General features: G+C 72.3%; 26 protein-coding genes. 13 read left to right on the top strand and 13 right to left on the bottom strand.

Annotated features, from left to right (window positions below; translation table 11 throughout):
• Positions 1–76: 76 nt before the first annotated feature.
• Together AB6L24_RS34470 and AB6L24_RS34475 are read right to left on the bottom strand one after the other, a co-directional pair.
• Positions 77–997 (bottom strand): glutamate ABC transporter substrate-binding protein, encoded by a 921-nt coding sequence (locus AB6L24_RS34470; RefSeq protein WP_380860123.1) that lies wholly within the window; start codon positions 995–997, stop codon positions 77–79.
• Between the two features lie 132 nt (positions 998–1,129).
• Positions 1,130–1,906 carry an amino acid ABC transporter ATP-binding protein gene (locus tag AB6L24_RS34475; RefSeq protein WP_405661959.1) on the bottom strand — a complete coding sequence of 259 codons (777 nt, stop codon included), beginning with the start codon at positions 1,904–1,906 and terminating at the stop codon, positions 1,130–1,132.
• Between the two features lie 361 nt (positions 1,907–2,267).
• Between AB6L24_RS34475 and AB6L24_RS34480 the strand changes: the two genes are divergently transcribed.
• The gene (locus AB6L24_RS34480; RefSeq protein ID WP_030362834.1) at positions 2,268–2,957 is read left to right on the top strand and encodes a response regulator transcription factor; all 690 of its coding nucleotides are present in this window, start codon (positions 2,268–2,270) and stop codon (positions 2,955–2,957) included.
• Between the two features lie 9 nt (positions 2,958–2,966).
• Entirely contained in the window at positions 2,967–4,439 is a 1,473-nt protein-coding gene (locus AB6L24_RS34485; protein ID WP_405661962.1) for a sensor histidine kinase, read from the top strand.
• An 8-nt stretch (positions 4,440–4,447) separates the two neighbouring features.
• Here AB6L24_RS34485 and AB6L24_RS34490 read toward each other — a convergent pair whose 3' ends face one another.
• The 7 genes from AB6L24_RS34490 to AB6L24_RS34520 all read right to left on the bottom strand — a co-directional run bounded on the left by AB6L24_RS34490 (position 4,448) and on the right by AB6L24_RS34520 (position 10,219).
• Positions 4,448–5,440: a TAXI family TRAP transporter solute-binding subunit gene (locus tag AB6L24_RS34490; protein ID WP_405661964.1), complete on the bottom strand. Its 993-nt coding sequence runs from the start codon at positions 5,438–5,440 to the stop codon at positions 4,448–4,450.
• A gap of 131 nt (positions 5,441–5,571) precedes the next feature.
• On the bottom strand, positions 5,572–6,615 hold the full coding sequence (locus tag AB6L24_RS34495; protein ID WP_405661965.1) for an aminoglycoside phosphotransferase family protein: 1,044 nt from the start codon (positions 6,613–6,615) through the stop codon (positions 5,572–5,574).
• An 80-nt stretch (positions 6,616–6,695) separates the two neighbouring features.
• Complete coding sequence (locus tag AB6L24_RS34500) at positions 6,696–7,472, bottom strand: SAM-dependent methyltransferase (protein ID WP_405663532.1); 777 nt, start codon at positions 7,470–7,472, stop codon at positions 6,696–6,698.
• Between the two features lie 300 nt (positions 7,473–7,772).
• Positions 7,773–8,366 (bottom strand): alkaline shock response membrane anchor protein AmaP, encoded by a 594-nt coding sequence (locus AB6L24_RS34505; protein ID WP_405661968.1) that lies wholly within the window; start codon positions 8,364–8,366, stop codon positions 7,773–7,775.
• Positions 8,363–9,466 carry a DUF6286 domain-containing Asp23/Gls24 family envelope stress response protein gene (locus AB6L24_RS34510; RefSeq protein ID WP_405661970.1) on the bottom strand — a complete coding sequence of 368 codons (1,104 nt, stop codon included), beginning with the start codon at positions 9,464–9,466 and terminating at the stop codon, positions 8,363–8,365. The genes AB6L24_RS34505 and AB6L24_RS34510 overlap by 4 nt, the downstream gene beginning before the upstream one ends.
• Positions 9,463–9,648, bottom strand: a complete 186-nt coding sequence (locus tag AB6L24_RS34515) for a hypothetical protein (RefSeq protein ID WP_380860144.1) — start codon at positions 9,646–9,648, stop codon at positions 9,463–9,465. The genes AB6L24_RS34510 and AB6L24_RS34515 overlap by 4 nt, the downstream gene beginning before the upstream one ends.
• Positions 9,649–9,703: 55 nt before the next feature.
• Positions 9,704–10,219 (bottom strand): Asp23/Gls24 family envelope stress response protein, encoded by a 516-nt coding sequence (locus tag AB6L24_RS34520; protein WP_030362826.1) that lies wholly within the window; start codon positions 10,217–10,219, stop codon positions 9,704–9,706.
• 298 nt (positions 10,220–10,517) lie between these two features.
• Between AB6L24_RS34520 and AB6L24_RS34525 the strand changes: the two genes are divergently transcribed.
• The 3 genes from AB6L24_RS34525 to AB6L24_RS34535 are packed head-to-tail and all read left to right on the top strand — an operon-like array spanning position 10,518 to position 12,102.
• Positions 10,518–11,102: an RNA polymerase sigma factor gene (locus tag AB6L24_RS34525; RefSeq protein ID WP_405661973.1), complete on the top strand. Its 585-nt coding sequence runs from the start codon at positions 10,518–10,520 to the stop codon at positions 11,100–11,102.
• On the top strand, positions 11,093–11,755 hold the full coding sequence (locus AB6L24_RS34530) for a hypothetical protein (protein WP_405661975.1): 663 nt from the start codon (positions 11,093–11,095) through the stop codon (positions 11,753–11,755). Before AB6L24_RS34525 ends, AB6L24_RS34530 begins: the two co-directional genes overlap by 10 nt.
• Complete coding sequence (locus AB6L24_RS34535) at positions 11,752–12,102, top strand: Asp23/Gls24 family envelope stress response protein (protein ID WP_405661977.1); 351 nt, start codon at positions 11,752–11,754, stop codon at positions 12,100–12,102. Before AB6L24_RS34530 ends, AB6L24_RS34535 begins: the two co-directional genes overlap by 4 nt.
• Positions 12,103–12,112: 10 nt before the next feature.
• Here the strand turns inward: AB6L24_RS34535 and AB6L24_RS34540 are convergent, their stop codons facing one another.
• The gene (locus tag AB6L24_RS34540; protein WP_405661980.1) at positions 12,113–12,619 is read right to left on the bottom strand and encodes a GNAT family N-acetyltransferase; all 507 of its coding nucleotides are present in this window, start codon (positions 12,617–12,619) and stop codon (positions 12,113–12,115) included.
• Positions 12,620–12,739: 120 nt separating this feature from the next.
• Here AB6L24_RS34540 and miaB point away from each other — a divergent pair, with 120 nt between their 5' ends.
• The gene (gene miaB / locus AB6L24_RS34545) at positions 12,740–14,281 is read left to right on the top strand and encodes a tRNA (N6-isopentenyl adenosine(37)-C2)-methylthiotransferase MiaB (RefSeq protein ID WP_405661982.1); all 1,542 of its coding nucleotides are present in this window, start codon (positions 12,740–12,742) and stop codon (positions 14,279–14,281) included.
• 186 nt (positions 14,282–14,467) lie between these two features.
• A complete protein-coding gene (locus tag AB6L24_RS34550) occupies positions 14,468–15,205 on the top strand; it encodes a class III extradiol dioxygenase subunit B-like domain-containing protein (RefSeq protein WP_405661984.1) in 738 nt (245 codons plus the stop codon).
• 160 nt (positions 15,206–15,365) lie between these two features.
• On the opposite strand, the gene AB6L24_RS34555 is transcribed toward AB6L24_RS34550, so the two are convergent.
• On the bottom strand, positions 15,366–15,659 hold the full coding sequence (locus AB6L24_RS34555) for an antitoxin (RefSeq protein WP_405661986.1): 294 nt from the start codon (positions 15,657–15,659) through the stop codon (positions 15,366–15,368).
• A 25-nt stretch (positions 15,660–15,684) separates the two neighbouring features.
• Positions 15,685–16,026 (bottom strand): hypothetical protein, encoded by a 342-nt coding sequence (locus AB6L24_RS34560; protein WP_405661988.1) that lies wholly within the window; start codon positions 16,024–16,026, stop codon positions 15,685–15,687.
• A gap of 182 nt (positions 16,027–16,208) precedes the next feature.
• Between AB6L24_RS34560 and miaA the strand changes: the two genes are divergently transcribed.
• The 6 genes from miaA (at position 16,209) to hflX (ending at position 24,603) form a co-directional block, all read left to right on the top strand.
• Positions 16,209–17,147 (top strand): tRNA (adenosine(37)-N6)-dimethylallyltransferase MiaA, encoded by a 939-nt coding sequence (miaA, locus tag AB6L24_RS34565; protein ID WP_405661990.1) that lies wholly within the window; start codon positions 16,209–16,211, stop codon positions 17,145–17,147.
• A 107-nt stretch (positions 17,148–17,254) separates the two neighbouring features.
• A complete protein-coding gene (locus tag AB6L24_RS34570) occupies positions 17,255–17,770 on the top strand; it encodes a hypothetical protein (protein WP_405663535.1) in 516 nt (171 codons plus the stop codon).
• A 71-nt stretch (positions 17,771–17,841) separates the two neighbouring features.
• A complete protein-coding gene (gene dapF, locus AB6L24_RS34575) occupies positions 17,842–18,735 on the top strand; it encodes a diaminopimelate epimerase (RefSeq protein ID WP_405661993.1) in 894 nt (297 codons plus the stop codon).
• A gap of 252 nt (positions 18,736–18,987) precedes the next feature.
• Positions 18,988–21,135 (top strand): RelA/SpoT family protein, encoded by a 2,148-nt coding sequence (locus AB6L24_RS34580; RefSeq protein WP_405661995.1) that lies wholly within the window; start codon positions 18,988–18,990, stop codon positions 21,133–21,135.
• 114 nt (positions 21,136–21,249) lie between these two features.
• Complete coding sequence (locus tag AB6L24_RS34585) at positions 21,250–22,752, top strand: M1 family metallopeptidase (RefSeq protein ID WP_405661998.1); 1,503 nt, start codon at positions 21,250–21,252, stop codon at positions 22,750–22,752.
• 360 nt (positions 22,753–23,112) lie between these two features.
• Positions 23,113–24,603 (top strand): GTPase HflX, encoded by a 1,491-nt coding sequence (gene hflX / locus AB6L24_RS34590; protein ID WP_405662000.1) that lies wholly within the window; start codon positions 23,113–23,115, stop codon positions 24,601–24,603.
• A gap of 159 nt (positions 24,604–24,762) precedes the next feature.
• On the opposite strand, the gene AB6L24_RS34595 is transcribed toward hflX, so the two are convergent.
• Entirely contained in the window at positions 24,763–25,977 is a 1,215-nt protein-coding gene (locus AB6L24_RS34595) for a trypsin-like serine peptidase (protein ID WP_405662002.1), read from the bottom strand.
• Between the last annotated feature and the right edge of the window lie 148 nt (positions 25,978–26,125).

Consider the following 26,125-nt stretch of genomic DNA (forward strand, 5'->3'; position numbering starts at 1 on the left):
AGCTGCCGCGCCCTGCGCGTGCCGTGACGGCACCCACAGGGCGCGACGCTCAGTGCCGGTGGATCGAACGGAGGTGTCAGTAGCGCTCGAGGGCCGGGGGCTCCTGGTACGGGGAGCCGGACAGGCCGAGGGTCGCGTCGTACGCCTTCTTGTAGTCACCGTTCTTCTGGTGCGCCTCGAGGGCGTCGGCGACGGCGTCCCGCAGGGCCTTGTCGTCCTTGTTCATGCCGACGCCGTACGGCTCCTTGGTGAAGGGGTCGCCGACGACCTTCAGCTTCTCCGGGCGCTGGGCGGCGTAGCCCTTGAGGATCGCGTCGTCGGTGGTGACGGCGTCGACCTCCTTGTTCAGAAGCTGCTGAACGCACTCGGAGTACTTGGACAGCTCGACGGTCTTGGCGCCGTACTTGGACTTCTTGATCTCCTGCAGCGGCGTGGAGCCCTTGATGGAGCAGACCGTCTTGCCCTTGACGGACTTCGGACCCGTGATGCCCTTCTCGTCCTTGCGGACGAGCAGGTCGGCACCGGCCAGGAAGTACGGTCCGGCGAACCCGACCTGCTTCTTGCGCTCGTCGTTGATCGTGTACGTGCCTACGTAGAGGTCGACCTGGCCCTTGGAGATGGCCGTCTCCCGCACGTTCGAGTCGATCGTCTCGAACTTGACCTTGTTCGCGGGGAAGCCGAGGTCGGCCGCCACCATCTTGGCGATCTCGATGTCGAAGCCGGAGCGCTTGCCGTCGGTGTCCTCGAAGCCGAGGAACGGCTGGTCGTTCTTGGCGCCGAAGACGATCTCGCCGTCCTTCTGCGCCTTCTTCAGGGTCGGCGAGTCGATCTTGACGTCCTTGGCGACCGTGTACGTGGGCAGCTTCGGCTGGTTCTTGCCACCGGCGCCGCCCTTCGGCTTGTCACCGGCGGTCCCGGAGTCACCGCCGCAGGCGGTGGCGGTCAGGGCGAGAGCGGCGATCACCGCCGCCGCGGCGGCGGACTTGCGAACCTTCATGGTGGACATCCTTTGTTTCGGCGGAGGTTGGGGGAGACGCTGTGGTGCGTCCTGGCATCGAAGGTGGCGTCCCCGGCGGCCCCGATGCCGTCGGCGCACGGGCCGTGCCGACGGGCCGCACGCGGGTGCGCGTCAGTGATGCAGGATCTTCGAAAGGAAGTCCTTGGCGCGGTCGCTGCGCGGATTGTTGAAGAACTGGTCCGGTACGGCCTCCTCGACGATCCGGCCGTCCGCCATGAAGACGACACGGTTGGCCGCCGAGCGGGCGAAGCCCATCTCGTGCGTGACGACGACCATGGTCATGCCGTCCCGGGCGAGCTGCTGCATGACCTCGAGGACCTCGTTGATCATCTCGGGGTCGAGGGCCGAGGTGGGCTCGTCGAAGAGCATCACCTTGGGTCCCATCGCCAACGCGCGGGCGATCGCGACGCGTTGCTGCTGGCCGCCGGAGAGCTGCGCGGGGTACTTGTCGGCCTGGGAGCCGACACCCACCCGGTCGAGCAGGGCGCGGGCCTTCTCCTCCGCCTCCGCCTTGGGCGTCCTGCGCACCTTGGTCTGGCCCAGCATCACGTTCTCGAGCACGGTCTTGTGCGCGAAGAGATTGAAGGACTGGAAGACCATGCCCACGTCCGCGCGGAGCCGGGCCAGTTCCTTGCCCTCCTGGGGCAGCGGCTTGCCGTCGATCGAGATCGCTCCCGCATCGATGGTCTCCAGGCGGTTGATGGTGCGGCACAGCGTCGACTTGCCCGACCCGGAGGGGCCGATCACGACCACGACCTCACCACGGGTGATGGTCAGGTCGATGTCCTGGAGGACGTGCAGGGCGCCGAAGTGCTTGTTGACACCCTTCAGCACGACAAGGTCGTCCGCCGCGGGCTTGGCGTCCTTGGTCACCGATACTTCGGTCACGGCTTGTTGCTCCATCCTCCTCGGGTTGGGAGGACAGTAGTAACCCGGTGCGACCAGCGTCATTACATCTGAGGGGAAATTGAGCATAACGATCCGGCCGCAACCGGACACTCCGTGTGAAGGGGGCGCCCCGGCTGCGTACCGGGTGCATAACGGAACGTGTCCGTGACCCTAAGGGCCTTGACGCGGTCCTTATCCATCGGCGTGGATGCCTTGGGTGCTTTCGTGCGCCCGTATGCCGCTTGAAATCCGCGCGCACGCGCGCGTGCGCGACGGCCGCGAACACACATGCGGGACCGCGTGAGCGGGAACGGAACGATCGATGAACGAGTGGGGGGCCGATGGGCTGGGGGGAGACCGCATGAGACTGCTGCTCGTCGAGGACGACGACCACGTGGCCGCCGCCCTGTCCGCGGTCCTGGCCCGGCACGGCTTCGCCGTCACCCACGCCCGCAGCGGCGAGGAGGCACTGCAGGCCCTGCTGCCCGGCGAAGCGGCGCCCTTCGGAGTCGTACTCCTCGATCTCGGCCTGCCCGACCAGGACGGCTACGAGGTCTGCGGAAAGATCCGCAAGCGCACCTCCATCCCCGTCATCATGGTCACCGCCCGCGCCGACGTCCGCTCCCGCATCCACGGCCTCAACCTCGGAGCCGACGACTACGTAGTGAAGCCGTACGACACCGGGGAACTCATCGCCCGCATTCACGCCGTCATCCGCCGCCCCTCGGCCGGTGCCGCGAAGAAGTCCGCCGACACCGAGCTGCGGCTCGGCAGCGTCCGCATCGAGCTGCCCACCCGGCAGGTCAGCGTGGACGGCGACGTGGTCCAGCTGACCCGCAAGGAGTTCGACCTGCTCGCGCTGCTCGCCCAGCGCCCGGGAGTCGTCTTCCGGCGCGAGCAGATCATCAGCGAGGTGTGGCGCACGAGCTGGGAGGGCACGGGGCGCACGCTGGAGGTGCACGTGGCGTCCCTGCGCGCCAAGCTGCACATGCCCGCCCTGATCGAGACCGTGCGCGGAGTCGGCTACCGGCTCGTCGCCCCGGCGTCGTAGCGGGCACAGGTGCGCGCCCGCCTCCTTCCGCTCCTCATCGTCCTCATGGCCGGCGTGCTGCTCGCCCTGGGCTTCCCGCTCGCGGTCAGCGTGGCGTCGGCACAGCAGCAGAAGGTGGTCGTCGACCGCATCGACGACACGGCGCGCTTCGCCGCGCTCGCGCAGTTCGTCACCCAGCGCCCCTCCGGCTCACGGGTGCGCGACAAGGACGAGCGGCGCGAGACCCTGCAGAAGGAACTCGACTACTACCACGAGGTGTACGGCATCAAGGCGGGCGTGTTCTTCCGCGACCGCTTCCCCATGGCACACGCCCCCGGCGACTGGTACCTGCCCACCGGCGGCGGGGGCGTCAGCGACGCCTTCGAGGAGGCCCTGCGCTCCCGCGGCAGCCACAACCCGCCCCAGGTGTGGCCTTGGAACGAGGGCGGACGGATCGTCGTCGCCTCACCGGTGATCCGCGACGGCGACGTCGTGGCCGTCGTCGTCACGGACTCGCCCACCGGGCGCATGCGCGCGAAGACCCTGCACGGCTGGCTGCTCATCGGCGCGGGCGAGTCCGCCGCCATGCTCCTCGCGGTCGGCGCCGCGCTGCGCCTCACCGGCTGGGTCCTGCGCCCGGTGCGGGTCCTCGACGCCACCACCCACGACATCGCCACCGGGCGCCTCGCCTCCCGCGTCGCGGCCGCCGGCGGTCCGCCGGAACTAAGACGCCTGGCCCGGTCGTTCAACGAGATGGCGGACAACGTCGAAGACGTCCTCGAGCAGCAGCGCGCCTTCGTCGCCGACGCCTCGCACCAACTGCGCAACCCGCTGTCCGCCCTGCTGCTCCGCATCGAGCTCCTGGCCCTCGAACTGCCCGAGGGCAACGAGGAGATCGCCTCGGTGCGCACCGAAGGCAAGCGCCTCGCGCAGGTCCTCGACGACCTGCTCGACCTGGCGCTCGCGGAACACGCGGCGGCGGATCTCCAGCTCACCGACATCGGCGAGCTGGCGGCCGAGCGCGTCGCCGCCTGGCGGCCGCTCGCCGAGGAGCGGGGCGTGCGGCTGGCCGGGGAGTGCCCGGCGACAACCGGCTGGGCGGACCCGATCGCCCTGTCCAGCGCCCTGGACGCGGTGATCGACAACGCCCTGAAGTTCACACCGGAGGGAGCCGAGGTGCGGGTGCGGGTCGCCGCCGCCGACTCCAGGACCACCATCGTCATCACCGACGGCGGCCCTGGCCTCGCCGAGGACGAACTGTCCCGCATCGGCGACCGCTTCTGGCGCAGCAACCGCCACCAGAACGTCAAGGGCTCGGGCCTCGGCCTGTCGATCTCGCGGGCCCTGCTCGCGGCGGGCGGCGGCACGATGGCGTACGAACGCCATGAACCGCGGGGCCTGAAGGTGACGGTGGGCATTCCGCGGCAGGCGCCGGAGGGGGCGGAGCCGGTGCGGAAGCAGGGCCCCGGAGCGGAGCCGGGCGGGGGGATCGGGGGTGGCTGAGCGGTGCCTCAGGGTTTGACCGAGCGGTAGTAGCGTCGCGCGCCCTCGTGCAGGGTCAGGGGGTCGGTGTACAGGGCGGTGCGCAGGTCGACCAGCTGCGCCGCGTGCACCTGCGCGCCGATGTGGTCCCGGCTGTCGATGACGGTCCGGGTCAGCCCCTCCGTCAGCTCCGGGTCGGCCCGGTCGGTGGTCACCAGGAGGTTCGCCACGGCCAGGGTCGGCACGGACGCGCTCTGCTGGGCCTGCGGGTAGGCGTCGGCCGGCATGGTGGCGGCGCGGTAGTAGCGGGACGCGCCGCCCTGCTTGTGCAGCGCCTTGACGAGGTCGCCGAGCGGTACGAGGCGGATGGCGAGGCCCTCGGACAGCTCCCGCACCGAGCTGGTGGGCAGCCCGCCTGACCAGAAGAACGCGTCGATGTCGCCGCTCTGCAGCAGGTCGGGGGCGGTGTCTATGCCCGCGGGCAGCGCCGTGATGTCCTTGTCGAGCCGCAGCCCCGCGGCCTTGAGCACCCGGTCGGCGATCAGCCGCACGCCCGAGCGCGGCTGCCCCACGGCGACGCGTCGGCCGCGCAGGTCCTTGGCCTCCTCGATCTTGGAGGAGCGCCGCACGACGAGCTGTACGTAGTCGTCGTACAGCCGTGCGCAGCCCTGCAGCCGGTCCGCGCCGGGCCGGTCCTCCAGGCGGTACTTCTCCACGGCGTCGGCCGCCGCGATGGTGAAGTCGGCCTGGCCCGTCGCGACGCGCTCGACGTTCTCCTGCGAGCCCTCGCTGTTGAGGAGATCGATGTCGACGTCCGGCATGTCGTCCGCGGCGGCGTTGCGCAGCAGCTTCCCGTACGTCTCGTAGACGGCGCCCTTCACTCCCGTACTGAAGGTCATCCGGCCCTGCGGCGAACTCTCGCCCACCGGGAGCAGCCACCACAGGAGCAGCCCGAACACCACGAGGGCCGCCGCCGAGGCCTGCAGGGCCCGGCGCCGGCTGAGGTGGAGGGCCGCGAACATGGGCGCGATCCTGCCACCTCACGCGGCGTGCTGGCCAGGGAGGGCGGTGCTTGTGCGGGCGGGGGCGCCCGGCTGTGGCGGTGCGGGCGTGGCGCTTGGCGGCCGTGCCGGTCCGGGTAGGGGCGCCGGTGTCAGGCGCCGCTCGCGTGGTCCGCCAGGACCTCGTGGATCACATGGCGCGCGTTGGCGGCGAGCGCCGGGTTCGTGACGGCGTAGTACGGCAGCTGGATGAGCGCCATGGACAGCGCACGGCCGCGCCCGCGCGCCCAGGTCGCGTCGTCCGCGCCGGTCGCGGCGCGGAACGTCTCACGCGCGCCGGCGGGCAGCAGGTTCCACGCCACGATCAGGTCGCAGGCGGGGTCGCCCACGCCCGCCGTACCGAAGTCGATCACGGCCTGGAGGCGGCCGTCGCGGACCAGCAGGTTGCCGGGCATGAGGTCGGAGTGGACCCAGACGGGCGGGGCGTCCCACTCGGGGGTGCGGAGGGTGGCCTCCCAGGCGGCGGTGGCGGCGTCGAGGTCGATGCGGGTGTCGACGGCGGGGGAGGGGGTGGTGTTCGCTTCGGCGTGATCGGCGTGATCGGCGTGATCGGCGTGATCGGCGTGATCCGGTCGGCTCGGCTGGTCCTCTGGCCCCGACCGTCCCAGCCGTCGCAGCTCCTCGATCGCCGCACGCGTCTCGGCGTCCTGCGTCGCCACCGGGGCCCCGCGATAGGCGGGCGGCGCGTCCGTCGGGTCGGCGCGGCGCATGGCCGTGACGAACGCGGCCAGGTCCGCGGCGAGCGCGTCGGGCGTGGTGAGCGCCCCGACGGCCGGGTTCTCGCCGTCGAGCCAGCTGTGGACGGACCAGACCCACGGATACCCTTCGCCGGGCTCGCCGCGGCCAAGGACGCTGGGGATCGTCGTCGGGAGCTGGGGCGCGAGCCAGGGCAGCCAGCGGCTCTCCTTGGCCACGTCCTCGGCGCCCCCGGCGATCCGGGGGACGCGCACGGCCATGTCGTCGCCGAGCCGGAACACCGCGTTGACGGTCCCCGCCGACGGGAACTGCTCGACGGGCAGGTGCGCCCACTGCGGGAGCTGGGCCGCGAGCAGCTTTCGGACCAGCGGTACGTCGATGTCGGGCTCCCCGGCGTGCAGTTTGCCGTGCTGGTGGGGCTCATCGGTGGGCGTCGTCATGGGGGCATTCTTCGTGGCCGCACCGCCCCGGCGAAACCGAATTCTCACCGGTCGACGGCGCGTGACCTGCGCGGCGCGCGTCAGTGCTTGCGGGCCACGCCCCCGAACATCGCCACCTCGTCCGGCTCGCCGAGCCCCGTCGACTCCGGGCGCCACCGGGAGCAGGAGACCACGCCGGGCTCAAGCAGTTCGAGGCCGTCGAAGAACTTGGCGACCTGCTCCGGAGTGCGCTGCGTCAGCTTCGGAGTGCCGTGCTCGTTCCAGAAGGCCACCGCCGCGTCGACGTCCGGCATCGCCGGGCTGGTGATCGTGTGCGACAGGACGAGATAGCTCCCCGAGGGCAGCGCGTCCATGATGCGGCGCACGAGGCCCTGGGCCTCCTTGTCGTCCTCGATGAAGATCACGACTCCCAGGAGCATCAACGCGACCGGACGGCTGAAGTCCAGCGTCTGGGAGGCGTGTTCCAGGACGGCCTCGACGTCACGCATGTCGGCGTCCAGGTAGTCCGTCCGGCCCTCGGGGGAGCTCGTCAGGAGGGCGCGCGCGTGGGTGAGGACGAGCGGATCGTTGTCTACGTAGACGATGCGTGACTCCGGAGCGATCCGCTGGGCCACCTCGTGGGTGTTGTCCGCGGTCGGCAGTCCGGTGCCGATGTCGAGGAACTGGCGCACCCCGCAGTCGGCCACCAGGTGCCGCACCGCGCGGCCGAGGAAGAGGCGGTCCGCGCGCGCGTAGTCGCCGATTCCCGGGTGGAGTTCACGGATGCTGTCGCCCGCCTCGCGGTCGACCGCGTAGTTGTCCTTGCCGCCGAGCCAGTAGTTCCAGATGCGGGCCGTGTGCGGCTGCGCGGTGTTGATCCGGTTCCGTACGGCGTCGGCCGCGTCGGCCGAGTCCTGCGGGTTCGACTCCTGCGGAGAAGGGCTCGCGGTCACGTGATCGCCTCCTGGCGTGACGTTTTACGTGTGACGTTGTGAGGTTTGTGGCGGGGTGAGGGCCGTGACGCGCGCGGCCGCTGAGGTGCCAGGAGGCAATCTAGTCGCGGAATATGAGCGTCCATCTCACACGGGCGGCAAGGCGCCCCTGAACGCCCTTACGGAGGGGCGGTTTTCGCGGCAGGTGCGCCCTCCGGGGCACGCTGTCGGAGCGCGGGGCGTTGTTCAGCGGACGCGGCGGCGCGGGGGCGCCCTGTGCGTCCGGACGTCGATCCGCACCTCCGCCTCCAGGGTGCGCGGTGCCGCCGCCGCACGGGCCTCCGCGACGGCCTGCCCGGCCAGCCGGCGCAGGACCGCGCGGGGCGAGCCGTCCGCCGCGAGGACCAGTGTGATGCGTGCCCGGAGCCGGTGGGGGCGGCCGAGGAGGCGCACGTGGGCACGGGCCACCCCGTCGACCGCCTGGACGCGCCCGGCCATCGCCGCCGCGAGCGCCGGGCCCGCGAGGGTGACCCCGTCCCGCCCGAGCGGGAGCACCCGCAGGCGCCCCGCGCGGACCTCGAGGGCGACCCAGCACAGGAACAGCAACAGGGCGACCGCCAGGGCCGCGATCACGACGGGCGGCCACCAGCCGTGGTCGCGCCAGCGCCCGAGCGCGGCGCCGTCCAGCCACACGCGGTCGGTGCCGAGGCGCGGCCAGCCGGACGGCAGCCGGTCCCGGACGGGGTCCGCGGTGGTGGCCAGGGCGGCCCCCGAACCGAGCAGCAGCACCGCGGCGCACAGCAGCGTCGCGCGGTTCACGCCTTGCCGGAGCGCGCTCATGAGGGGCCGCTCCCCGGTGCGGTCTCCTGGGCGGCGGTCTGCGGTGTCGTCCCGGCCGGGGGCGAGGCCGCCGGGGCCGGCGGCGCCGGTTCACGCCACGTGGGCTCCGTACGCAGCCGTACGCGCAGCCGCGGCGGCCTGGCGAGCCCGCACTCCGCCAACGCCGCCTCGGCCGCCCTCAGGGCCTCCTGGCGGGCCGTGGCGGGGTCGCCGAACCCGAGCCCCACCCGCACCCGCGCCCGACGGCGTCCGACCCGCACCCGTGCCCGCGTGACGCCCGGCACCTGGACCACGGCGTCCCGCAACAGGGCCGCGGCCGCACCGCGTTCGAGGACCGCGCGCACCCCGGGCAGCGGCGCCGCCATCGGGAGAAGCCGTCGCTGCCCCGGGGTGACCGCCAGGACCAGCAGGCACACGCCGAGGGCCAACACGGCCGCCGCGGCGGCGATGGTCACCGCCGTACCGCCGTCCGGCCCGTGCGTGGCCAGCCAGTCCACGAGCCGCACCCGCCACCGCGCGGGCGACCGGTCCGCCGCGTGCACCGCCACGACGTCGTACAGCAGCACTCCGGAGGCGACGGCCGCAGCCAGGGCCAACACGGCCACCGGCCACCGGCGTTCGGACCACGGGCGCCGCGCGCCGCGCGTGACCATCGCCTCCGTAGAGCTCGCCTTGGCGTCCCGCGCGTCTACGGTGCCTGTGGCGTACGCAGGGCCCTCGGTGTACCCGGCGCCCTCCGCGTACCGAGCGCCCTCGGCGTACCCGGTGCCCTCCGCGTGATCAACCCTCTCCGTAGAGGCCTCCCGCAGGGACAACTCCCGTACGTGGACGCGGGCCGAGTCCACGGAGAGGCCGGTCAGGTGGGCCGTGCGGTCGGTGACGTGCGAGCGGACGCTCTCGCCCGTGTCGTCGAGCACGCCCGCGTAGGGCACCGTCACGGTGACGTCCACACGGGCTCGGCGACCGCGCACGGCCGCCGAGCCCCCGCTGACCCGGACCTCGCCAGGCCCCAGCGCCTCCGTGGCGGCGCGCTCCGCGATCCGGCGCACCGCGCGGTCCGCGACGGTGGTCGCACCGCGCTCCGCGGCGGGGGTGCTCATCGCCGTTCCCGGTCACGCCCGGACAGGAACTCCCGGACGTCGATCCCGTCGTCCACGAGGCGCCCCAGGACGAAGCCCACCGCGCCGAGCGCGGCGACCAGCAGGAACGCGCCGAAGCCGCCGAACCACCCGGCGAATCCCAGCGCCATCCCCGAAAACAGGCCCACCAGGGCTTTGTTCACCACTCACCTCACACCGCAGAAGGAACATCGGAGCCGTCGGGCAAGGGGCCTGGCCCTACTCGACGCGGGTCTCGGCGGTGGCGTCCCGGTCGTCGTCGGGCAGGTGCACGTCGTTGATCGCGACGTTGACCTCGACGACCTCCAGGCCGGTGATGCGTTCCACGGCCGCGATGACGTTCTCGCGCACGTCGTGGGCGACGTCCGTGATGGGCACGCCGTACTCGACGACGATGTCGAGGTCGATCGCCGTCTGCCGCTCGCCGACCTCGACCTTCACGCCGCGGCCCACGTTCGGGCGCCCGCCGGGCACGCGGTCGCGCACGGCGCCGATGGTGCGGGACAGACCGCCGCCCATGTCGTGCACTCCGGGGATCTCGCGCGCCGCCATGCCGGAGATCTTGACGACCACGACGTCCGCGATCGAGGTCTTGCCGCGCGTCGCCGCCGGCTCGCTCGCGCCGGTGCGGCCCGCGAGGGTGGTGGCTCCCTCGGTGCTCTTCTGGCCGCCGACGAGTTCCTTCTCCGTGCTGCTGGAAGCGGCCGACTTCGAGGTGAGCTCCTGTGTCGCCATATCGGCATCTCCTAGTCGTTGGTCTCGTTGTCTCGTTGGTCGTGCGGGTCTTCAACGGCCGTGCACGCCGTGCCGACCGTGTCGCTGTGCTGCCCCCGTGGCGCGTTCCGCGTCGTACGGCGCTCGCCGCGCCGCACCACTTCGTGTCGCGCCCTTCACCTCCACTGACACGGGTGCCCCGGATCCGTTACGCGCCTCTCGGGAATTTCTTCCCCGGACGGGTAGCGTGCCTGCGCCGCGTAACGCGGGCGGCTTGTCGTGTGTCGTAAGAGGACGACCGGAGCGAGAGGAGCCACGTGTGCCCGGGGAACGGGGCAGAGCGCCGGAGGACGAGGATGCGTTGCCGCATGAGGACGCGCTGCTGGTGGTGCGTGCCGCCGAAGGTGACGACGAGGCCTTCGAGGCGCTCGTGCACCGGCACGCGCCCGTCCTGCTGCGCCTCGCCACACGGCTGCTCGGCAGCCCGACAGAGGCGGAGGACGCCGTGCAGGAGGCCTTCGTGAGCGCCTGGCGCAAGCTTCCGGAGTTCCGCGGGGACGCCCGGTTCGGCACCTGGATGCACAGGATCGTCACCAACCGCTGTCTCAACGTGCTGCGTTCGCGGCAGCCCGTGACGGCCCTGGACAGCGTTGCGGAGCCGCAGGCTCCCGAGCACCAGGTGTCCCCGCCGCGGGTCGCCGAGGCGCACGCCGCCGTCCAGGACCTGTCACGGGCGATACAAGGGCTCTCACCGGAGCAGCGGGTGTGCTGGGTCCTGCGGGAGCTGGACGGCGTGCCCTACGAGTCCATCGCCGAGTCGGTCGGCATCAGCCAGGAGGCGGTGCGAGGCCGCGTCTTCAGGGCCCGGCGCTATCTGACGGAGGCGATGGCCGGATGGCGATGAACGAAGGCGGGGCACCGGGCGGGACGTCGTTCGAGGACGTGCCCGAGGACGAGATCCTGCCCTGCGGCCGCGAACTCGCGCAGGTGTGGGAGCAGGCGGAGACGGGCGAGCCGGACCCGCACACGGCCGGCTGCCCGCACTGCGCCGACGCGCTGCGGGCGCTGCGCTCCCTGGAGGACGCCGTCGCCCGGACACGCGACGACGAGCCCCAGGAACACACGTGGGACACCGCCGCGCTCGCCGGCCGCGTCATGGACGTCGTACGCCTGGAGCTGCGTCCTGGCCGCACCCTGCCGCTGGGCGAGGCCGACGAGGACGCGTGGATCGTGGAGGCGGCGGCAGCGCGGACGTTCCGGGCCGCCGTGGACTCCCTGCCGGGCGTCCGCGCGGGCAGCTGCCGCATAGAGGCCGACCCCCAGGACACCGTCCGCCCGGCCGCGGCACCGCCCCCGGGACGGCTGCCGCGCGGACCGGCCAGGATCCGCGTCGAAGTACAGGTCGGCCTCTCCTGGAACCTGCAGCTCGTCGCGGACGAGGTGCGCACCCGGATCGTCGCGGCCGCGGACCGCGAGCTGGGCATGCGGGTCGCGGCGGTCGACGTGGTGATCACCGACCTGCTCGACGACGCGGGCACCGAAGGGCGGCAGGGATGACGGAACAACAGGCTCCGCGCGCACTCGCGGACCTCGTCGGCAGTGCCGTGCTCGCCACCCGTGGCGTGGCCTTCCTGCGCCCCGGCCTGGCCGAGCTCCTGCGCTCCTCCGTGGGCCTGGGAGCGGGCCGCGGCACGTCCGGGGCAGCCGGGGCCTCCGGAGTGCGCGTGGAGCGCGGGAAGGGCTCCCAGGGCCTGGACATCGAGGTGTACGTGGTGCTGAGCCGGGGGCACCGCGCCCTGGACGTGACCCGCGCGGTGCGCTCGGCGGTCGTGGCGGCTCTGGAGGAGCAGGCACCGGAGGCGGCGTCCGCGCGGGTCAGGGTGACGGTGACCGGGGTCGTGTAGCGGCGTGGGGTCAGCGGGCCGCGTAGTCGACCTTCCCGAACGGCCAGCGGGCGGCCAGCCACGCGCTCACGGCCGTGTACAGGGTCGCGTCGAGGGCGGCGCGGTCGGCCCGGACCCAGGACCGGACGTCGGCGTCGAAACCGTCGCCTCCGGAGGCATCGGTGTGGGAACCGTCGGCATGGGGCGGAGAGCCGTCGGCACGGCGCGGATAGATGTAGAGGCACCCGACGACCTCGCCGCTCGCCGTCTCGATCACGGTGTACGTGAACCCGCCGCGCCGGGCGAAGTCCTCCGCGTGCTCGTGCAGGTCGCGCAGGTTCTCCTCCGGCGACATCCCGGCCACCGGGGGCCAGCTCCGGCCCCGGAAGCCCGGAGTGGCACGGATGTGCTCGATGCTGCCGGTCCAGGCGGCGAGGTCCTCGGTGTTGTGCCGGCCCTCCAGCGGTTCCAGGCGGAACTCCGGGGTGACCAGCTCCAAGGGGACGACGAAGTCGTCGGGGACGAAGGAAGCGCTCATGACCCGAAGCTAGGGGGACCGCCCCGTGGGTCGCACTTGAATGAGGCGGGGCGACGCGGGGACAGGGGCGGGGACCAAGGTGGTGAGAGCCCACTGCCGCAGCCCCCGTACCCTTGAGGGATGACCAGCAGCAGTGTCCGGACCGGAGCAGTGGACGAAGCAGTGGACGAAGCGGCCGTCGCGCGAAGCTACGAGATCCGCACCTACGGGTGCCAGATGAACGTCCACGACTCCGAACGTCTCTCCGGCCTCCTGGAGAACGCCGGTTACGTGCGCGCTCCGGAGGGCTCCGACGGCGACGCGGACGTGGTGGTCTTCAACACGTGCGCGGTCCGGGAGAACGCCGACAACCGCCTCTACGGCAACCTCGGCCGCCTCGCCCCCCGCAAGACCCAGCGCCCCGGCATGCAGATCGCCGTCGGCGGCTGCCTGGCCCAGAAGGACCGCGACACCATCGTCAAGAAGGCGCCCTGGGTCGACGTCGTCTTCGGCACGCACAACATCGGCAAGCTGCCGGTCCTCCTGGAGCGCGCCCGTGTGCAGGAAGAGGCGCAGGTCGAGATCGCCGAGTCCCTGGAGGCGTTCCCGTCGACCCTGCCCACGCGCCGCGAGAGCGCGTACGCGGCATGGGTGTCGATCTCCGTGGGGTGCAACAACACGTGCACCTTCTGCATCGTGCCCGCCCTGCGCGGCAAGGAGAAGGACCGCAGGACCGGCGACATCCTCGCCGAGATCGAGGCGCTCGTCGGCGAGGGTGTCTCGGAGATCACGCTGCTCGGCCAGAACGTGAACGCGTACGGCTCCGACATCGGCGACCGCGAGGCCTTCAGCAAGCTGCTGCGCGCCTGCGGGCGGATCGAGGGCCTGGAGCGGGTGCGCTTCACCTCCCCGCACCCGCGCGACTTCACGGACGACGTGATCGCCGCGATGGCCGAGACGCCGAACGTGATGCCCCAGCTGCACATGCCGCTGCAGTCCGGCTCGGACCCGGTCCTGAAGGCGATGCGCCGCTCCTACCGCCAGGACCGCTTCCTGGGGATCATCGAGAAGGTCCGCGCCGCCATGCCGGACGCGGCGATCTCCACGGACATCATCGTGGGCTTCCCCGGTGAGACCGAGGAGGACTTCGAGCAGACCATGCACGTGGTCCGTGAGGCCCGCTTCGCCAACGCCTTCACCTTCCAGTACTCCAAGCGCCCCGGGACGCCCGCCGCCGAGATGGACGACCAGATCCCCAAGGAGGTCGTCCAGGCGCGCTACGAACGCCTGGTGGCCCTCCAGGAGGAGATCTCCTGGGCCGAGAACAAGAAGCAGGTCGGCCGCACCTTGGAGCTGATGGTCGCCGAGGGCGAGGGCCGCAAGGACGGCACCACGCACCGCCTCTCCGGCCGCGCCCCCGACAACCGCCTGGTGCACTTCACCAAGCCCGACACCGAGGTGCGCCCCGGTGACGTGGTGACGGTCGAGATCACGTACGCGGCGCCGCACCACCTGCTTGCCGAGGGCGCCGTCCGCGACGTCCGGCGCACCCGCGCGGGCGACGCCTGGGAGAAGCGCAACACGGCCGACGCCCCGAAGCCCTCCGGAGTGCTCCTCGGCCTCCCCAAGGTGGGCGTCCCCGAGCCGCTTCCGGTGGCCACGGGCGGCTGCACCATCGACTGACGCATCCGGCGTTCCCAGGACGGGGCGCGGCGCAAGACGGCCTTTACGGAGAGTGTCGTCTTCTACGGAGAGCGTCGGCCTCTACGGAGCGTGTCGGCCTCTACGGAGAGCCGCGTCTCCTTCCCGGAGCCGCGTCCGCTGCGCCTGTCCGCCGCGTCCGTCCGCCCTGTCTGTACGCTGCGGATCATGCTTGTCGCCGCAGCCGTCTGCCCCTGTCCGCCCCTGCTCGTGCCTGAGGTCGCCGCGGGCGCCGCGCCGGAACTGGATGCCGCGCGGGCGGCGTGCACGGACGCGATCGGGGTGCTCGCCGCGTCCCGGCCCGACCGGCTCGTCGTCGTGGGCCCCGCGGAGCAGCAGGACCGCGGACCGCACGCCCAGGGGGCGCGCGGTTCGTTCCGGGGCTTCGGCGTGGACCTCGACGTACGCCTCGGAGAGGCCCCCGCGGACGACGGCGGGGCCGGCACGGGTGAGGCCACGGAGCGTCGGCTTCCGGTGCCGTTGGCCGTCGCCGGTTGGCTGCTCGGGCGTACGGAGTGGTCGGCAGCCCCGCTCGAAGGCCTCGGTGTGGGGGAACCTCTCGCGCCCGAGCGGTGTATCCAACTGGGAGGGGAGATCGCCGCGCGCGCGGACCGGGTGGCGCTGCTCGTGATGGGCGACGCCAGCGCGTGCCGCACGCTCAAGGCGCCCGGCTATCTGGACGAGCGGGCCGCGGGGTTCGACGCGGACGTGGCGCGGGCGCTCGCCGCGGCGGACGTGGCGGCGCTCAAGGCGCTGGACGCGGAGCTCGCGCAGGAGCTGAAGGCGGCGGGCCGGGCGCCCTGGCAGGTGCTCGCGGGCGCGGCCGACGGCGCGGGCCTGCGCGGCGAGCTGCTCTTCGACGACGCGCCGTACGGGGTGGGCTACCTGGTGGCGGCCTGGTCGTAGGGCGACGCCGAGACCCCGTCGAGGACCACCGGTCCGCCCGAGGGCTCTCGGGAGGACGCCGCGGCCGCGGCCGACGCCCCCAGGAAGCCGTCTCCCGGACACGCCGACGGCCGTGAAGCCAGTCGCGCTTCACGGCCGTCCGCCGGTGGTCCAGAGCCGCTCAGGAAGCCGAAGGGGGCGTCGGCGGTGACGGGGGCCGGGTGTCGCCGGGGGGAGTGGCACCGCCGCCCCCGCCCTTGCCGCCGTCCGTCCCGGCGAGGCGGTCCAGGGCGTCCTTGGCCTTGCCCGTCCCCGCCTGGATCTTGTCGCTGTACTTGCCCTTGGTCCTGCGATCGACCACGTCGGCGGCCTTGTGCAGGCCTTGGTCGATCTTGTCCCCGTGCTGCTGCGCGAGGCCCGAGACCTTGTCCTTGGCAGGGGCGAGTTTGTCCTTCAGCTGGTTCAGGAAGCCCACGGATTCGCCTTCCTTCGCGGGGGAGTCACTTGCGGGCGCTCTCACCGGCCTCGTTGTCGGCCGCCTCCTGCGCGGACTGCTGCTTCGGGATCTCCACACCCTCCGCGGCAGCCGCCTCGGCCGATTCCTCCGTCTCGTCCTCGGCAGCGGCCTTCGCCTCGGACTTGTCCTTGTCGTTGGCGGACGTGGCGGACGCGGTGGCCTCTGCGGCCTCGGTTCCGTCCTCGGCCTTGTCGTCATCGGCCTTGGCCTCGGCGGAGGCCTCAGCGTCCTCCGCGTCGGCCGTCAAGGTGGCGGCCGCCGCGTCGGTGGTCGATGCCTCGTCCGTGTCCTTGCTCTTCCGGCGAAACCGACTAAAAACGCCCATATCTACTCCATACGTTACTCGTGTGGGCGAAATCCCGCGCCACCCGGTGCGTCCGATTGCGTCGCCCGGGTCACCGATCCTCGAAACCGGCGGCCGGAACCTCGCAACAGGCAACGAACCCGGAGCCGTGCCGTCACGTAGCTCGTTCGGGCACCCGCCGAGCGATTTGCGAGACTGGGTCGGTGAGAAGTGCACCTCCCGCCCCGCGGGTCATCGCCGTCGTCGGGCCCACCGCGGCCGGAAAGTCCGATCTGGGCGTCCACCTCGCCCAGCGTCTCGGCGGCGAAGTCGTCAACGCCGACTCGATGCAGCTGTATCGGGGGATGGACATCGGCACCGCCAAGCTGACGCCCGCCGAGCGCGACGGGGTGCCGCACCACCTCCTGGACGTCTGGGACGTGACGGAAGCGGCGAGCGTGGCCGAGTACCAGAAGCTCGCGCGCGCGGAGATCGACCGACTGCTCGGCGAGGGCCGCTGGCCGATCCTGGTCGGCGGCTCCGGCCTGTACGTGCGCGGGGCCGTCGACCACCTGGAGTTCCCCGGCACCGACCCCGCCGTCCGCGCCCGCCTGGAGGAGGAGCTCGAGGAGCGGGGCCCCGGCGTGCTGCACGCCCGCCTGGCCGCCGCCGACCCGGACGCGGCCCGCGCGATCCTGCCCGGCAACGGACGCCGGATCGTGCGCGCCCTGGAGGTCATCGAGATCACGGGCAGGCCGTTCACCGCCAACCTCCCCGGTCACGAGTCCGTGTACGACACCGTGCAGATCGGCGTCGACGTGGCCCGCCCCGAGCTCGACCTGCGCATCGCCACGCGCGTGGACCGCATGTGGGAGGCGGGACTTGTGGAGGAGGTGCGCTCGCTGGAGGCGCAAGGGCTGCGGGAGGGGCGCACGGCGTCGCGCGCGCTCGGCTACCAACAGGTGCTCGGGGCGCTCGCCGGTGAGTGCACCGAGGCCGAGGCGCGCGCCGAGACCGTGCGCGCCACGAAACGCTTCGCGCGCCGACAGGACTCCTGGTTCCGGCGTGATCCACGCGTGCACTGGCTGAGCGGCGCCGTCGCCGACCGCGGGGAACTCCCGGGGAGTGCAATGGCGTTGGTCGAACGAGCGGTCACAGCCTGATCACGTGATGGCATCGGGACGCTCCGCCGGTCATCGAGGCACCTGACGGCGTGCCATCATCGACCATCGATCGACCAGTGGAGTCCGAAGTGGGAGGGCGCGTGGCGATGGAGGCCGGCCCTCGTGACACCGCACATGACGGCGAGCAGCACACCGCACAGGACGGTGCGGAGCACGCCGCGCACAACGGCGCGCGGCTCAGCCCGGACGGACCCGACAGCCCCGGGATCACCGAGAGCGGCATGACCGACGACGGCCCCACCGAGGAGGAGCTGGCGACGGAGCCCGAGGTCGAGGTCGAGCTGCGGCCGCAGCGCAGGCTGCGCATCTGGCAGCTCGCGCCGATCGTGATCCTCGCCGCCGTCGGATCCCTGATGTTCGCCTTCCCGCTGGCCTTCGAGTTCGGCGACGGCGGCGCCGTCGTCGCGATGCTGGGGCTGCTCCTCAGCTCCTGCGCCGCGGGCTGGGGCATGATGGCCGCCCGCCGCGTGGGCCACACCTGGCCGGGGCTGCCGGAGCGCGGCTCCGGGCGGCGCCCGGACTGGCGCGTGGTGTCCGCGTACACGCTGGTCGTCGGGGTGGTCGCGGTGCTCGCGGTGTGGCGGGTCGCCCGCCTCCGCTGAGTCCCCGTACGTCGCCCCTCCCCGTGGACGGCCCCCGACAGGTTGTCCTGCCCACCCCGTACGATCGAGGGATGAGCACGCGGATCGCCTTCCTCAAGGGGCACGGGACCGAGAACGACTTCGTGATCGTCCCCGACGCCGACAACGCCATCGAGCTGCCCCCGGCCGCCGTCGCCGCCCTGTGCGACCGCCGCGCGGGCATCGGCGGCGACGGCCTGCTGCACGTCGTGCGCTCCGCCGCCCACCCGGACGCGCGGCACCTGGCCGCGGAGGCCGAGTGGTTCATGGACTACCGCAACGGCGACGGCTCGGTCGCCGAGATGTGCGGCAACGGCGTGCGCGTCTTCGCCCGGTACCTCGAGCGCGCCGGACTAGTCGGCGAGGGCGACCTGGCCGTCGCGACCCGAGGCGGCGTCAAGCGTGTCCACATCGCCAAGCCCACCGAGGACGGCGCCCCCGGCGACATCACCGTCGCCATGGGCAAGGCCGTGCTCCCCGAGGGCGACGTCACGGTCTCCGTGGGCGAGCACCGGTGGCCCGCGCTCAACGTGAACATGGGCAACCCGCACGCGGTCGCCTTCGTGGCCGACCTGGCGCACGCCGGCCGCCTCCTGGACCCGCCGCCCTTCAGCCCGGCCACGGCCTACCCGCACGGGGTGAACGTGGAGTTCGTGGCCGACCGCGGCCCGCGCCACGTCGCCATGCGCGTGTACGAGCGCGGCGCCGGCGAGACCCGCTCGTGCGGCACGGGCGCCTGCGCGGTGGCCGTCGCGGCGGCGCGCAGGGACGGCCTGGACCCCGCAGTGACCGGCACCCCCGTGGCGTACACCGTGGACGTGCTCGGCGGACGCCTGGTCATCACCGAGCGGCCGGACGGCGAGATCGAGAAGACGGGCCCCGCCGTGATCGTGGCCGAGGGCGAGATCGACGCCGACTGGCTGGCGGCGGCCGTAGCGGCGGCCTGATGGCGCGCTCGGCCGCACGGCGCACACGGGAGCCCGGGCGGCCCGCCCGGCCCCGCCCCCGCGCCGTGGTCGAAACCCCGCTCGTCCCGGTCGAAACGACACTCCACAGAACTGTCGCTCGAATGGGTGATCCGTTTCACGCTCGGCGAGAGCGGGTCAGCACCACGTGATGGGCTCGATAGCATCAAGCACCGGCCCGGACGGAGCAGGCTGCCGTCCGCCCACCGCCGGTCGGAGCTGCCGGAGGTGCCCATGAGTGCGGAGGCGACGAATCCCGCGACGCCAGGCCCGATGACGCCCTCGACCCAGCGAAGGCGCACCCGCCCCCGCCTCGACCTGCGCAGACTCGGCCGCGCCGCACTCCTCGGTCCCGCCACGAGGGACCGCCTGCCGGACGCCATCGGCCATGTGGCCGAGGCCCACCGCGGCCACCACCCGGACGCCGACCTGGAGCCGCTGCGCCGCGCCTACGTCCTCGCGGAGTCCTCGCACCGCGGCCAGATGCGCAAGAGCGGTGAGCCGTACATCACACACCCGCTCGCCGTCACGCTGATCCTGGCCCAACTGGGGGCCGAGACCACCACGTTGACCGCGTCCCTGCTCCACGACACCGTCGAGGACACGGATGTGACGCTCGATCAGGTGCGCGCGGAGTTCGGCGACGACGTCTGCTACCTGGTCGACGGCGTCACCAAACTCGAGAAGGTCGACTACGGAGCCGCCGCCGAACCGGAGACCTTCCGCAAGATGCTGGTCGCCACCGGCAACGACGTCCGCGTGATGGCGATCAAACTCGCCGACCGCCTGCACAACATGCGCACCCTCGGCGTGATGCGCCCCGAGAAACAGGCCCGCATCGCCAAGGTCACCCGCGACGTCCTCATCCCGCTCGCCGAACGGCTCGGCGTGCAGGCCCTCAAGACCGAGCTGGAGGACCTCGTCTTCGCGATCCTCCACCCCGAGGAGTACGCCGAGGTCAAGGAGCTGATCTCGGCGAAGGCGCGGGCCGGGACCGACCCGCTGGCCGACATCTCCGAAGAGGTGCGCGGCGTCCTGCGCGAGGCCGGCATCGCCGCCGAAGTCCTCATCCGGCCACGCCACTTCGTGTCCGTCCACCGCGCGCACCGCAAACGCGGCGAGCTGCGCCCCGCCGACTTCGGCCGCCTGCTCGTCCTCGTGAACGAGGACGCAGACTGCTACGGAGTCCTCGGCGAGCTGCACACCTGCTTCACGCCGGTCGTCTCGGAGTTCAAGGACTTCATCGCCGTACCGAAGTTCAACCTGTACCAGTCGCTGCACACGGCCGTGTCCCGCGGCGACGGCGAAGTCGCCGAAGTCCTCATCCGCACCCACCAGATGCACCGGGTCGCCGAAGCGGGCGTCGTCGCCCTGCACAATCCCTACGCCGGGCCGTCCGAGGAGCAGCCGCCCGACGGCGAGCGCGCCGACCCCACCCGCCCCGGCTGGCTCTCGCGCCTCCTCGACTGGCAGCAGGCCGCGCCCGACCCCGACACCTTCTGGTCGACGCTCCGCGAAGACCTCGCCCAGGACCGCGAGATCGCCGTCTACCGCACCGACGGCGGCACGCTCGGCCTGCCCGCGGGCGCAAGCTGCGTCGACGCCGCCTACGCCCAGTACGGCGAGGACGCCCACGCCTGCATCGGCGCGCGCGTCAACGGCCGCCTGGCCACGCTCAGCACGGTCCTGCGCGACGGCGACACCGTGCAGCTGCTCATGGGCCAGGACCTGACCTCGGGGCCCTCGCGCGACTGGCTCGACCACGCACGCACGCCGGCCGCGCGCATCGCCATCCGGCGCTGGCTCACCACGCACCCGGCGCCCGCCCCCGTCCCGCCCGCGCAGGACGACCCGGCCCCGCAGGACCCCGTGACGGTGCCCGCCGCCGCACCGAGGCCCCAGGTCTCCGCGACCCTGCGCCCGGCGGCAGAGAGCGTCGTCGTCGACCGCGAGGGCGCCACCGTACGGCTCGCGGGCTGTTGCACCCCGGTGCCGCCCGACGAGATCACCGGCTTCGCGGTACGCGGCGGCGTCGTCACCGTCCACCGCGTCACCTGCCCCGCGGTGGCGCGCATGACGCAGGTGGGGCGCCCGGAGGTGGGCGTGCGCTGGGGGGACACCACGGAGTGCCGGGTCACCCTGATCGCCGAGTCGTTCGGCCGGGCGCACCTCCTGGCCGACCTCACCGAAGCCATCGCCCTCGAAGGCGCCGCGATCATCTCGGCGACCGTCGAACCCCCGAGCCAACAGCGCGTACGCCACACGTACACGCTCCAACTCCCCGACGCGGCGCACCTTCCGGGCCTGATGCGCGCCATGCGCAACGTCCCCGGGGTGTACGACGTGGCCCGCGCGCAGCACCGGGCGGCAGCGGCGCCCTGAGGCCGCTCCACGCCGAGCCCGACGGTGCTCTTCGGTGAAACGGCGCCGACTCGTTCGGGTGGGCCCGTCGCGTGCCGTCCCGGCGCGGAAGGCGTGCGCTGATAGCCGTAGTTCATGCTCCTCACCCCGCGCACCAAGCCGTCCCGGCCGAAGGCGGTCCGGATCGCCGTCGCCGTCCTCGCCGCCACCACCTCCGCCGCCCTGCTCGCCGCGAGCGCCCCGCAGCCCGCCGCCCCGCTCGGCATCGGCGACCGGCTCTTCCCCCACCTCGGCAACCCCGGGTACGACGTCACGTCGTACGACATCGCTTTCACCTATCACGGGGACAACAGCAAGCCCCTGGACGCGCTCACGAAGATCGACGCCCGGGTGACGGCCCCGCTGGAGCGCGTCAACCTCGACTTCACCCACGGCAAGGTCCGCTCCGTCGAGGTGAACGGCGCCCCCGCCGACTTCACCACCGCCGGCGAGGACCTGGTCGTCACGCCCCACGCGCGCGTGCAGCCCGGCGAGCGCCTGCGGATCGCCGTGCGGCACACCAGCGACCCGGTGTCCGGCGACGTCGAGGGCGGCTGGGTGCGCACCGGCGACGGGCTCGCGATGGCCAACCAGGCGGACGTCGCGCACCGCGTGTTCCCGTGCAACGACCACCCCGCCGACAAGGCGCAGTTCACCTTCCGCGTCACCGCGCCCAAGGGCCTCACCGCCGTGGCCAACGGCCTGCCCCTGGCCGAGGAGCGCCGCGCGGACACCACCACGTGGGCGTACCGCACCCGGCACCCGATGGCGACCGAGCTGGCCCAGGTGTCCATCGGCCGCTCCACCGTGCTGCACCGCACCGGCCCCTACCGCCTCCCCGTACGGGACGTCGTGCCCACGAAGGACCGCGAGCAACTGGAACCCTGGCTGACGAAGACCCCCGACCAGATCTCCTGGATGGAGGACAAGGTCGGCCGCTATCCGTTCGAGACCTACGGGGTGCTCGTCGCCGACGCCCGGACCGGCTTCGAGCTGGAGACACAGACACTGTCGCTCTTCGAGAAGGAGCTGTTCACACGGCCCGCGTACCCCGAGTGGTACGTGGAATCGATCATGGTGCACGAGCTGGCGCACCAGTGGTTCGGCGACAGCGTGAGCCCCGCCACCTGGTCCGACCTGTGGCTGAACGAGGGGCACGCCACGTGGTACGAGGCCCTGTACGCCGAGGAGAAGGCGCGCCAGCCGCTGGAGAAGCGGATGCGGTACGCCTACCGGCTCTCCGACAGCTGGCGCGCGGCGGGCGGGCCCCCGGCCGCGCCCAAGGGGCCCCGGCCGGGCGAGAAGATCAGCATCTTCCGGCCCGTCGTGTACGACGGCAGCGCGCTCGTGCTCTACGCGCTGCGCCAGGAGATCGGCCGGTCCGACTTCGAGGCCGTGGAGCGGGCCTGGGTGCACACCTACCGCGACGGGAACGCGACCACCGCCGACTTCGTGCGGCTCGCGTCCGAGGTCTCCGGCCGGAACCTCGACGGGTTCTTCGACGCCTGGCTGTACGGGGCGAAGACGCCTCCGATGCCGGGTCACCCCGACTGGACGTCGACGCCACCGGAGAAGAAGGCGGCGTCCGGCAGGAAGTAAGACGGCGTCCGGCAAGACGTGAAGTAAGACGGCGTCCGGCAAGACGTAGCGCCAGGCCCCCGGCGGTGGGCGCCCCGGCCGCCTTGGGGCCAGGCCCCGCACCGAAATACTCGGGTGACGAGACGGGTCGTACCGTGCGACCATCAACAGGTCGACGGCGCGGCCCGTCCGGGAGATCCCCTCGGGGACATCTCAGGGGCGGACCCGGCCGACCCGGGGAATCTCCGGGGGGCCGTGAGCGTTGTCGAACATGACGGGTGGCGCTGCGGCCCGCGGTGCGAGTCGCACACGCGGTGCGGCAGGGCGAAGGATGCCCGCAGGCGCTCTCCGTATCGGATTCCCATCGACGTAAAGGACCCAATGACCTCCTCTTCTTCCCCTTCCCAGGACGCACAGAGCTTCGCGCAGAACTACCCCGAAGGTCTTCGGGCCGATGCCCTGATGGAAGAGGACGTCGCCTGGAGCCACGAGATCGACGGAGAGCGGGACGGCGAGCAGTTCGACCGCTCCGAGCGCGCGGCCCTGCGCCGCGTCGCCGGCCTCTCCACCGAGCTCGAGGACGTCACCGAGGTCGAGTACCGACAGCTCCGCCTGGAGCGCGTCGTCCTCGTGGGCGTCTGGACCTCAGGAACGGTTCACGACGCGGAGAACTCCCTCGCCGAGCTGGCCGCCCTCGCGGAGACCGCGGGCGCGCTCGTGCTCGACGGCGTCATCCAGCGCCGCGACAAGCCCGACCCGGCGACGTACATCGGCTCCGGCAAGGCCCTGGAGCTGCGTGACATCGTCCTCGAGACCGGAGCGGACACCGTCGTGTGCGACGGTGAGCTCAGCCCCGGCCAGCTCATCCACCTCGAAGACGTCGTCAAGGTCAAGGTGGTCGACCGGACCGCCCTGATCCTCGACATCTTCGCCCAGCACGCCAAGTCCCGAGAGGGCAAGGCACAGGTCGCCCTCGCGCAGATGCAGTACATGCTGCCGAGGCTCCGCGGCTGGGGTCAGTCGCTCTCCCGTCAGATGGGTGGCGGCGGCGGTGGCGGCATGGCCACCCGTGGTCCCGGTGAGACCAAGATCGAAACGGACCGGCGACGGATCCGCGAGAAGATGGCCAAGATGCGCCGTGAGATCGCGGAGATGAAGACGGGCCGCGACATCAAGCGCCAGGAGCGCAAGCGCAACAAGGTGCCTTCGGTCGCCATCGCCGGGTACACGAACGCGGGCAAGTCCTCCCTGCTCAACCGCCTCACGGGCGCGGGTGTGCTGGTGGAGAACGCCCTGTTCGCCACCCTCGACCCGACGGTCCGCAGGGCGGAGACGCCCAGCGGCCGGCTGTACACCCTGGCCGACACGGTCGGCTTCGTCCGGCATCTGCCGCACCACCTCGTGGAGGCGTTCCGCTCCACCATGGAGGAGGTCGGCGAGTCCGACCTGATCCTGCACGTGGTGGACGGCTCGCACCCCGCGCCGGAGGAGCAGCTCGCCGCCGTGCGCGAGGTCATCCGGGACGTGGGCGCGACGGACGTGCGCGAGATCGTGGTGATCAACAAGGCGGACGCGGCCGACCCGCTGGTCCTCCAGCGGCTGCTGCGCCAGCAGAAGCACGCGATCGCCGTGTCCGCGCGCACCGGCGCCGGCATCGAGGAGCTGCTCGCGCTCATCGACGCCGAACTGCCGCGCCCCGAGGTCGAGATCGAGGCCCTCGTGCCGTACACCCACGGCAACCTCGTGTCGCGCACGCACGCCGACGGCGAAGTGCTCTCCGAGGAGCACACCCCCGAGGGCACGCTGCTCAAGGCACGGGTGCACGAGGAACTGGCGGCGGAACTCGCGCCGTACGTTCCCGCGGCGCACTGACGCGGGACTCGTACGCGCACCACATGGTGAAGGCCCCGCCCCCTCTCGTAGGGGGCGGGGCCTTCACCATGAAAGCTCCAGGTCACCGGGGTCTTGGCTGCCGACGGGCAACCGGGACCGGGTGGCCGAAGGGCCGCTGCGACCCCGGCGGCCGACGGCTCACTGCGATCCGTACTTCTCGCTCATCGTGTCGAAGACCTGCTTCGCGCCGCTGCCCAGCTGCGGACCGGCGAGCCAGGTGTTGTCGGCCGGGCCGATCGACGTGTTGGACACCAGCTGGGACTTGTCGCCCACCACCCGGAACCAGCCACCGCCGGACGAACCGCCGGTCATGGTGCAGCCGATGCGGTACATCGTCGGCGTCGCCGGGTCCAGCGACAGACGGCCGGGCTTGTCGATGCACTTGTGCATGATCAGGCCGTTGTACGGCGGCGCGGCCGGGTAGCCCCAGGCGCCCATGGACGCCACGCTCTGCGCCGACGGAGTCGAGAAGTCGACCTCCAGCGCGTTGCCGACGGTCTCCTCGAGGGACTTGGTGCCCTCCTGCGGCTTCACGTGCATCACGGCGTAGTCGTGCGGAGCGCCGGCGCCGCCCGAGGAGGCACCCTGGTCGATCCACTCACCGGACGTCGAGACCCAGTCCGCCCACCACTGGCCGTACGGCGCGATCTCCTGCGGCGCCGCGTTGCTCAGGGCCGCCTCGGACTTGCCCAGGTCGTTGTACGAGGGCACGAAGGTGATGTTGCGGTACCAGCCGCCCTCGGAACCGGCGTGCACACAGTGGCCCGCCGTCCACACGAGGTTGGACTTGCCCGGGTTGCGCGGGTCCTTCACGACCGTGCCGGAGCAGACCATCGAACCCTTGGGGGAGTCGAAGAAGATCTTGCCGACCGGCGCCGCGTTGTCGTGGTACGGCGTCTTCTCGGGCTTCGCCTGGACCGGAGCGGGGTCCGGGTCGGTCTGGCCCTGGTCGGCGGTCGCGTCCTTCGCCGCGATCGTCTTGTTCGGGTCCTTGGCCTTCTGCATCCGCTCGGGCTTCCAGAGCCCCTCGATGACCGGGTTGACGAAGTCCTTGGCCTCGCGCAGCCAGTCGTCCTTGCTCCAGTTCTTCCAGGCACCGTCCTTCCACTTGTCCGGATCGATGCCGTGCTCCTTGAGCCGGTCGGCGAGGTCGCCGGGCAGACCGGAGCCGGAGTCGGAGCCGGAACCCTTGTCCGCCTCCTGCGCCGAGCCGCTGTCCGACTTGTCGCTCGCCTTGTCGTCGCTCGGGCCGCAGCCCGTGGCGGTGAGCGCCAGGGTCGCGGCGAGCCCGGTGACGGCGAGCGCGGCGCGGCGGCCGCGGCTGCGCGCGAAGGGCGCACGAATGGAACGCATGTAGCTGTAACCCCCGTAGGAACGTGTATTTGCCATGTGCGTGTCAGGCGTGGGCGTGGCGTCCGCCGCCCGGGCCGACGTGAGCTCCCACTATGCCTGTGGAATTGGGGACGAACGGCGGCGGGGCGGTGAAGGTTTCGCCGCGCTG

Source organism: Streptomyces sp. RK9, assembly GCF_045070545.1.
GTDB lineage: Bacteria > Actinomycetota > Actinomycetes > Streptomycetales > Streptomycetaceae > Streptomyces > Streptomyces alboflavus.